The organism is Collinsella sp. TF06-26 (assembly GCF_002232035.1).
In the GTDB taxonomy this organism is placed as follows: domain Bacteria; phylum Actinomycetota; class Coriobacteriia; order Coriobacteriales; family Coriobacteriaceae; genus Collinsella.
On the sequence record NZ_NKXR01000028.1, the window covers coordinates 1 to 6,688 of the forward strand.

Consider the following 6,688-nt stretch of genomic DNA (forward strand, 5'->3'; position numbering starts at 1 on the left):
GAGATTGAAGAAGGGGGAGGCCTCGCGGCCTCCCCCTTTTTTGCGTTTACGGGGTGTAAATGACTCAATTACACCAGACGATCTTGTTGTTTTTGGTATTGAGCCTTTATTTAAAGAAAATAAATCGTATAACAAGGGCAACTGCTATGGCCGCAATGATCAAAAGCAGAATTGTCAGCTGATGCTGCTTGCGTCGTTTACTTGACGAAACGAAGATTGATTTTCCCTGTTTTGGCGTTTCGAGATAGCGAGCCGAATGCGTCAAGGTTTGCTTGGGTCGAGGCCCTCTTTGTTGATGAGCGGCGGATGCTTTCATCGGCTCATCGCTAGCTGCGCTGTTTTTAGATAATGGTGCGTCTTTCAGATATACAGGGTCTCCCGAGGCAACGCCCATATGTTTACGTCCCGTTTGGGCATCCTCGAGCGTTTGATATCGATTTCTCGTCACATAATCGGGCTCAGGATCATTAATGGGCTCTTGCGAGATGTGGGGGCGATGGAATCGAATCGGTTGCGGGCTGGATGCTTCGTCCTGCTCCGGCATAAACGTGTTGTCCTGTTTTTGATCGTCCATGATGCCCTTAGCTCGTCATCAATATCGTGTATGCGCCCATTGTAAGCCAGCCGTCTAGTTTTGATGGGATTGCATACATTATTTAAGCCTTCGTTCAAATTCCGTTTATTAGACAAAACCTTAGTCAACTAGACTTAGATATGCTTATATCAATAGACTCAAAAAACTTTATAGTCGATGTATATATAAGAAGCGGCTGGGCATATATAACAGCGTCAAAAGAAGTCCCAGTCACCTAGAAGATGACTCGGCAGTCCTTAAAAGGAGTGGTAAACATGGCAAGCATGGTTCCTTATCGTTCGGTTTTTGGGGTTCGTCCTTCTGCTAGCTCGCTGTTCGATTTGTTTGATGATATGACCGATCTTGCAAACAACTCGATTGCTTCCAAGGCGTTCCCCGTTGATGTCGAGGACAAGGGCGATGGTTATGAGGTCAAGGCCTATCTGACCGGCGTCGCTAAGGATGATATCGACGTTGAGCTTAACGAGGGTCGCCTGTCGATTAGCGTGAACGTTGTGGAGGACGAGGAGAACGAGGGCAAGAACTTCCTGCAGAAGGAGTTTAGCTCGTACAGCGCGACGCGCGGCGTGTATCTGAAGGACGCTTCGAGCGAGGGCCTTTCGGCTAAGTATGCTGACGGCATCCTGACCGTTACGGTTCCCAAGATTGTCGAGAAGAAGAACGTTACGAAGATCTCCATCGACTAACGATGGCTCTGCTTCAATCGAGAGTATGAGTTAAGGGGGGCTGGGAAGTGATTCCCAGCCCCCCTTTGTTGTCTTGAGGGGCTATTGAATGGTTGTCGGTTGATACTGGCTTGCAGGGCGTATCGAGAGCTTCCGCGGCCCTTGAAGACGGGTGGCAGAACTGCCGAGTTCATCATCGAGACTTGCATCAAGCGCGTTGGCATAGCTTTTGACGGTAAGGCTTGGACGATTATTGTCCTGGCTGATGTGCATGGCGATGAGTTGTTCGGTGCGATCGGTAACAAGTTCGCGCGCGGCTTCGGCGGCCTGGTTGTTGGAGAGGTGCCCCTTTGTGGACAGGATGCGCTCCTGAAGAAAGCGGGGGTACGCTCCTTCGCGCAACATAGTTACATCGTGGTTACTTTCGAGCGCGAGAACTCGACAGTCTTTGAGGATGCCTATGGCCTTGCTCGATAACTCTCCGGTGTCGGTGGCAAACCCAATGGAATCATCGAGAGCATTAAATCGATAGCCGACAGGATTGATGACATCGTGCGATGTTGAGTAGGTTTGCACGTGGATGCCGGCAATGGGGAGCGTGTCGCCGGGGTCAAATTCCTCTACGGGCAGGTGCGCGAGGTTTTCTTTGCATGAAAGGGTATCCCTGCTGGCAAAGAGGGGACCATGCCAGTGCTTGCACCATACATCGAGCCCCTTGATATGGTCACCATGCTCATGGGTGATTACAAGAGCGGCGACGTCGTCTGCCGAGAGGCCAAGCTCCGCCATGCGTTTAAGTGTCTCGCGGCGGGACAGGCCGTTGTCGATCATGATGAGCCCCTGAGGTCCCTCGACGAGTGCACAGTTGCCTTTTGAGCCGCTGCCGAGGATATGAAGGTGCAGGCGAGACATAAGATTCCAAAGGATACAATGAGTGCGGACGAATAGAGGAGGAAGCGAATGCCAACGGTATCTCAGCACTATGGACATCATGCCGCGCCGAGGACGGATAAGAGCGCCCTGGCAACGCGGCAGGCCGCTGCCCCCGTAGTGCTCATGGTATCAGGCGGTGCGGACTCGACGGCGCTGCTCCTTATGGCTTGCACATCAAAGCTGGATATTCAGGACGGGCGTGGCGTCGCTCCCATTGCGCGCGAGCGATTGCACGTGCTGCATGTAAACCATCATCTGCGCGGGGAGGCATCCGATGGCGACGAGGCCTTTGTACGTGACCTGTGCGCGCAATACGGTTTGCCGCTGTGTGTTGAGCATGCCTATTTTGATGACGAATCGGGCAATATCGAGGCTGCGGCTCGCGAGGTGCGCTATGCCGCGGCACGGAGATACGTTCGCGAACTTTGTGCCGAATCGGGCGCACCGCGGACGGCGGCTCGTATCTGTACCGCGCATACTTCGTCGGACCGCGCGGAAACATTTTTGATGAATGCCATTAAAGGGTCGGGTCCCGCGGGTCTATCGAGCATTCCGCGCCGTCGGAACATTGTGGTTCGCCCCTTGCTCGATCTCACGCACGATGAGCTCGTGAGCTATCTGCAGGTGCACGGTCAGCCATGGCGGGAAGATGAAAGCAACGAGGACGTTTCGTACCTGCGCAACTATGTACGCCATCGGGTGATGCCGGTGGTGGCACAGCGCAACGCGAGCGTCTGTAAGACGATTGGCGCCGCTTGCGAAATTCTGGGCGACGAAGACGCCTTTCTTTCCCAGCTTTCGGCACAGGCGTTTCGAAGCTGCCTGCGCAAGGAAGCGGCGGGCGCACTTGTGCTCGATGCGCGCCGTCTTGCCGCCGCTGAGGTTGTGATTGCACGGCGTATCGTGCGATTGGCGATTAAGCGCATCGATCCCGACGCGCGACCGGAGATGCGGCACGTGGAGCGCGTGCTCGCCTGCGTCGCTGCGGGCTCGGGCTCGGTTACGCTTCCTGCGGGAATTGATGCCCGTGTGGAGTTTGGCACGCTGGCGTTCAAGGCCCCGGCGGCGCGCGAGGGTTTAGTGGCCGATTGGATCTCCGTTCCCGGTCGTCTGCCGCTGGGGGCGGGGCATATGCTGACAGCGGAGCCGATGGCTGTGGAGCCGGGGTGTGATATTGTGCGCCGTGCCCGCGAACTCGCGGGTGCCGGAGGGGTGACCGCTATGGTGGATGCTGCGACGCTGGGCTTTGCCGATCGCGATAGCGAACGGATGCTCGCCGGCTCACGCGGGGAGATTCCCGCCGAGGCGCGTTTGGCGCGACTGTGGGTAGACGGTCCCGCGCCGGGGGATGTGATGTGTCCGTTGGGCATGAGTGGGCGAAGTAAGAAGGTATCCGACCTGCTCAACGAGGCTCGTATTCCCGTTTCTGAGCGCGCAGGCGTTCCCGTGGTGAGAACGGCTCCGGGAGGTGCCGTGGTATGGGTCGCGGGCGTTCGCGCGGATGAACGTTTTAAGTGCACAGCGGCGACGCGCGTGGCGTATCTGCTTCGTGTGGTCGATGCGGAATAGTGCCTTGCGCCTACTATTCTGTGCGACGTTGACGGTATTCCCGCGCTGATGGCGTACGGGCTGGTAAATATACCCCGTGCGCTGCTAGAATGTGTAGTTCGCGTCCATACGGCGGTGTGTGGGCGATAAGCACAAGAAAGGGTTGTCATGGCTTCTCAACATCCGGATATCGAGAAGGTTCTGTTTACGCAGGAGGATATCGACGGTATCGTCTCTCGCCTAGGCGAGCAGATTACTCGCGACTACGCGGGTAAGGATCTGGTGCTGATTGCGGTCCTGCGTGGCGCCGTGGTCTTTATGGGCGACCTGATGCGCAAGATCGAGCTGCCGACCAACATCGATTTCATGGCTGTTTCGAGCTATGGCGACGGTGTGAAGTCCTCAGGCATCGTGCGTATCATTAAGGACCTGGATATCGACATCCGCGGTCGCGACGTGCTGATCGTCGAGGACATTCTGGACTCGGGCCTGACGCTCAAGTACCTGATGAAGAACCTCGAGAGCCGCAAGCCCGCTTCTCTGGAGGTTGCCGCCTTCCTGTGGAAGGACGTTGAGGGCCGTACCTCGGCCGTCACGCCCAAGTATGTTGGAACCCATTGCCCCGATGCCTTTGTGGTGGGCTACGGCCTCGACTATGCCGAGCGCTATCGTAACCTTCCGTATCTGGGCATTTTGAAACCGGAGGTTTATTCGTAAGATGCCCGACGACCGTAACGATTTCAATTCCCAGACTCCCCGGGAGCCTAAGATCCCGGGGATGCCCGGAGGCAAGAAGCCCACGCGTACGGGCTGGCTGTATTTTATTTTGGCTTGCGCGCTTCTGGGCTACGCCTTCTTTAACATGGGCTCCGGCTTTGCCAATTCCAGCAATACCGTAAAGCTCGCGACGAGCGAGATGGTCAACGCCATTAAGCAGGATCGCGTCGAAGATTTGACCTATACGGTTCAAGACGGAAGCGTGTCGGGTCATTACTGGAAGACAAAAAAGGACAAGGGCGATACGAGCGAGCTCAAGAGCTTCTCCTCGACCTATGTCGGCTCCGATTCGCTTGCCGAGCTTATGGCGGAGCACCCCGATACCAAGTACATCGTCAACACCAATGACCCCGATTTTTGGGGCGACCTGGCGATGAGCGTGCTTCCGACGATCGCCCTGATCGCCATCATGTTCTACTTTATGCGCCAGATGATGGGCGCCAACAACAGGAACATGCAGTTTGGCAAGACCAACGCCAAGACCAACGAGGCCACGCGCCCCAAGGTCAAGTTCGAGGACGTTGCCGGCGTGGACGAGGCCGTCGAGGAGCTCGAGGAGATTCGCGACTTCTTGAGCGATCCGGATCGCTATCGCAAGCTGGGCGCCAAGATCCCGCGTGGCGTGTTGCTGGTGGGCCCTCCGGGCACCGGTAAAACGCTGCTGGCCAAGGCCGTTGCCGGCGAGGCGGGCGTGCCGTTCTTTAGCATCTCGGGTTCTGACTTTGTCGAGATGTTCGTGGGCGTCGGCGCCAGCCGCGTGCGCGACCTCTTTAAGGAGGCCAAGTCTCAGGCCCCGTCGATCATCTTCATTGACGAGATCGATGCCGTGGGACGTCAGCGCGGAGCCGGCTTGGGCGGCGGTCACGACGAGCGCGAGCAGACGCTCAACCAGCTGCTGGTCGAGATGGACGGTTTTGAGGAGAGCGAGTCGGTCATCCTGATCGCTGCGACCAACCGCCCCGATATTCTGGATCCGGCATTGCTACGCCCCGGTCGTTTTGACCGTCAGGTTACGGTCGACCGTCCGGATGTGAAGGGCCGCGAGCAGATCTTGCGCGTGCATGCCGAGAACAAGCCGATGGACGAGGACGTTAAGTTTGAGAAGCTCGCCCAGATGACCGTTGGCTTCACCGGCGCCGATCTGGCAAATCTGCTCAACGAGTCTGCACTGTTGGCTGCCCGCCGCCATCGTTCCGTGATCTCGATGGACGAGGTCGAGGAATCGATGGAGCGCGTGATTGCCGGACCGCAGCGCAAGGGTCGCGTGATGACCGAGGCCGAGCGCACCACGATTGCCTACCACGAGAGCGGTCACGCCCTGGTGGGCCACATCCTGGAGCACTCCGATCCGGTTCATAAGATTTCGATTGTCAGCCGCGGCCAGGCTCTGGGCTACACGCTGCAGCTTCCGCAGGAGGATCACTTCCTCAAGACCAAGAACGAGATGCTCGACGAGCTCGCCGTGTTCTTGGGCGGTCGCGTTGCCGAGGAACTCATGTGCGACGACATCACCTCGGGCGCGAGCAACGATCTGGAGCGCGCGACCAAGATGGCGCGCGAGATGGTCACGCGCCTGGGCATGAGCGAGGAGCTTGGAACGCAGGTGTTTGGTGAGGCGCAGCATCAAGTATTCCTGGGCCGCGATTACGCCGATCACCAGGATTACTCCGAGGAGACGGCGCGCCGCATTGATATCGAGGTTCAGCGCATCATGCGCGAAGCCCATCGCCGTGCGGTCGAGATTTTGGATGCCCGTCGCGATCAGCTCGATCTGATGGCCAAGGTGCTGCTTGAGCGCGAGACCGTCGAAGGCGACGCCGTGAACGCCCTGCTCGACAACGAGTGGGATGCCTACCTTGAGCGCGAGGGCGATATCCTGGCGGCCAAGGAGGAGCGCAATGCCAAGGCGGCCGGCATGCCGACCAAGAAGCGCGCGCCTCGCATGAGCGAGGAGGAGCTTGCGGCGGACGCCGCGGCATTTGCGCAGGCGGCTATGCAGGAGGATGCATCTGACGGCGGCGAGGATGCTGGCGAGAAAAACGCTGACGCCGACGCGGCCGACGACGAGTAGCCTTTGTCACGAGAGCCTCCGCGGGGAAACCTGCGGAGGCTTTTTCTTAAAGGCTTTAGCCTGTGCGGGGCGCGCAGCGCGCCGCATCAGAAACCACCC

Annotated in this window: 6 protein-coding genes; 4 read left to right on the forward strand and 2 right to left on the reverse strand. The window is 57.9% G+C overall.

The features are described 5' to 3' along the window. Positions 1-106: 106 nt before the first annotated feature. Positions 107-574 carry a hypothetical protein gene (locus tag CHY22_RS09750; protein WP_089573685.1) on the reverse strand — a complete coding sequence of 156 codons (468 nt, stop codon included), beginning with the start codon at positions 572-574 and terminating at the stop codon, positions 107-109. Between the two features lie 275 nt (positions 575-849). On the opposite strand from CHY22_RS09750, the gene CHY22_RS09755 reads away from it, so the two are divergent. Continuing rightward, complete coding sequence (locus tag CHY22_RS09755) at positions 850-1,281, forward strand: Hsp20 family protein (protein ID WP_055251783.1); 432 nt, start codon at positions 850-852, stop codon at positions 1,279-1,281. 81 nt (positions 1,282-1,362) lie between these two features. Here CHY22_RS09755 and CHY22_RS09760 read toward each other — a convergent pair whose 3' ends face one another. After that, positions 1,363-2,172 carry an MBL fold metallo-hydrolase gene (locus CHY22_RS09760; protein ID WP_089573686.1) on the reverse strand — a complete coding sequence of 270 codons (810 nt, stop codon included), beginning with the start codon at positions 2,170-2,172 and terminating at the stop codon, positions 1,363-1,365. 48 nt (positions 2,173-2,220) lie between these two features. Between CHY22_RS09760 and tilS the strand changes: the two genes are divergently transcribed. The 3 genes from tilS (at position 2,221) to ftsH (ending at position 6,589) form a co-directional block, all read left to right on the forward strand. Beyond that, positions 2,221-3,762: a tRNA lysidine(34) synthetase TilS gene (gene tilS / locus CHY22_RS09765; protein WP_199408794.1), complete on the forward strand. Its 1,542-nt coding sequence runs from the start codon at positions 2,221-2,223 to the stop codon at positions 3,760-3,762. Positions 3,763-3,909: 147 nt separating this feature from the next. Continuing rightward, a complete protein-coding gene (gene hpt, locus CHY22_RS09770) occupies positions 3,910-4,458 on the forward strand; it encodes a hypoxanthine phosphoribosyltransferase (RefSeq protein ID WP_089573687.1) in 549 nt (182 codons plus the stop codon). 1 nt (position 4,459) lies between these two features. After that, positions 4,460-6,589: an ATP-dependent zinc metalloprotease FtsH gene (ftsH, locus tag CHY22_RS09775; protein WP_089573688.1), complete on the forward strand. Its 2,130-nt coding sequence runs from the start codon at positions 4,460-4,462 to the stop codon at positions 6,587-6,589. The last annotated feature ends 99 nt before the right edge of the window (positions 6,590-6,688 follow it).

Coding starts and splice junctions, on each gene's coding strand:
- CHY22_RS09755 (WP_055251783.1), top strand. CDS start 850: ATGGCAAGCATGGTTCCTTATCGTTCGGTTTTTGGGGTTCGTCCTTCT.
- hpt (WP_089573687.1), top strand. CDS start 3,910: ATGGCTTCTCAACATCCGGATATCGAGAAGGTTCTGTTTACGCAGGAG.
- CHY22_RS09750 (WP_089573685.1), bottom strand. CDS start 574: ATGGACGATCAAAAACAGGACAACACGTTTATGCCGGAGCAGGACGAA.
- ftsH (WP_089573688.1), top strand. CDS start 4,460: ATGCCCGACGACCGTAACGATTTCAATTCCCAGACTCCCCGGGAGCCT.
- CHY22_RS09760 (WP_089573686.1), bottom strand. CDS start 2,172: ATGTCTCGCCTGCACCTTCATATCCTCGGCAGCGGCTCAAAAGGCAAC.
- tilS (WP_199408794.1), top strand. CDS start 2,221: ATGCCAACGGTATCTCAGCACTATGGACATCATGCCGCGCCGAGGACG.